The organism is Suttonella ornithocola (genome assembly GCF_001889065.1).
Taxonomy (GTDB): domain Bacteria; phylum Pseudomonadota; class Gammaproteobacteria; order Cardiobacteriales; family Cardiobacteriaceae; genus Suttonella_A; species Suttonella_A ornithocola.
On the sequence record NZ_LWHB01000282.1, the window covers coordinates 1 to 653 of the forward strand.

Genomic DNA, 653 nt, shown 5'->3' on the forward strand with positions numbered 1-653 from the left:
GCGCTACAAGATCAGCAAATTCACCGTCTATAGCATGGATTAAAAATCCCATCCTAAAGGCTTTACTGAGCGTAAGCCTCAAAGATTGATGATGAAGCTTGCTTAAGGATATTGAGCAGTATCCTGATGATTACCAATGGGAAAGAGCTAGACGTTTTAATTGCTCGCAATCAGCGATTTGTTATGCTCTAAAGCGACTAAAGATAACGCATAAAAAAAGATTAACCAACATCCAAAAGCCGACACAGAGAAAAGAGAGCACTTTCAAGAACAAATAGTGGATAAGACCGCTCAAGACAAACCGATAGTCTATCTTGATGAATGTGGTTTTAAAGCCTTTGCTCATAGAGCTTATGGCTACAGCACAAAAGGACAAGTTTGTCATGGAAGTGATAACTGGCATTTAAAGAACCAGAGCAATGCGATTGGAGCCATTATCAATGGAGAATTGTTTGCCTTACGCTTATATGATGGTTCTATTAACAGCGATATTTTCTCTCATTGGGTGAGAGAAGCACTGTTACCTGAGTTACCTAAAAACAGTGTAATTGTCATGGACAATGCCGCTTTTCATAAACGACAGTGTATATTCAAAGCAATCATTGAAGAGCATGGGCAATGAGATASTTTGGTTACCCCCTTATAGTCCAGAC

General features: G+C 39.3%; 2 protein-coding genes. Both read left to right on the forward strand.

The window, feature by feature from the left end; all coding sequences use genetic code 11:
• Window positions 1-98: 98 nt before the first annotated feature.
• Window positions 99-278, forward strand: a complete 180-nt coding sequence (locus A5N85_RS13760) for an IS630 transposase-related protein (protein ID WP_249023999.1) — start codon at window positions 99-101, stop codon at window positions 276-278.
• Window positions 278-622: a transposase gene (locus tag A5N85_RS13765; protein WP_072577645.1), complete on the forward strand. Its 345-nt coding sequence runs from the start codon at window positions 278-280 to the stop codon at window positions 620-622. Before A5N85_RS13760 ends, A5N85_RS13765 begins: the two co-directional genes overlap by 1 nt.
• The last annotated feature ends 31 nt before the right edge of the window (window positions 623-653 follow it).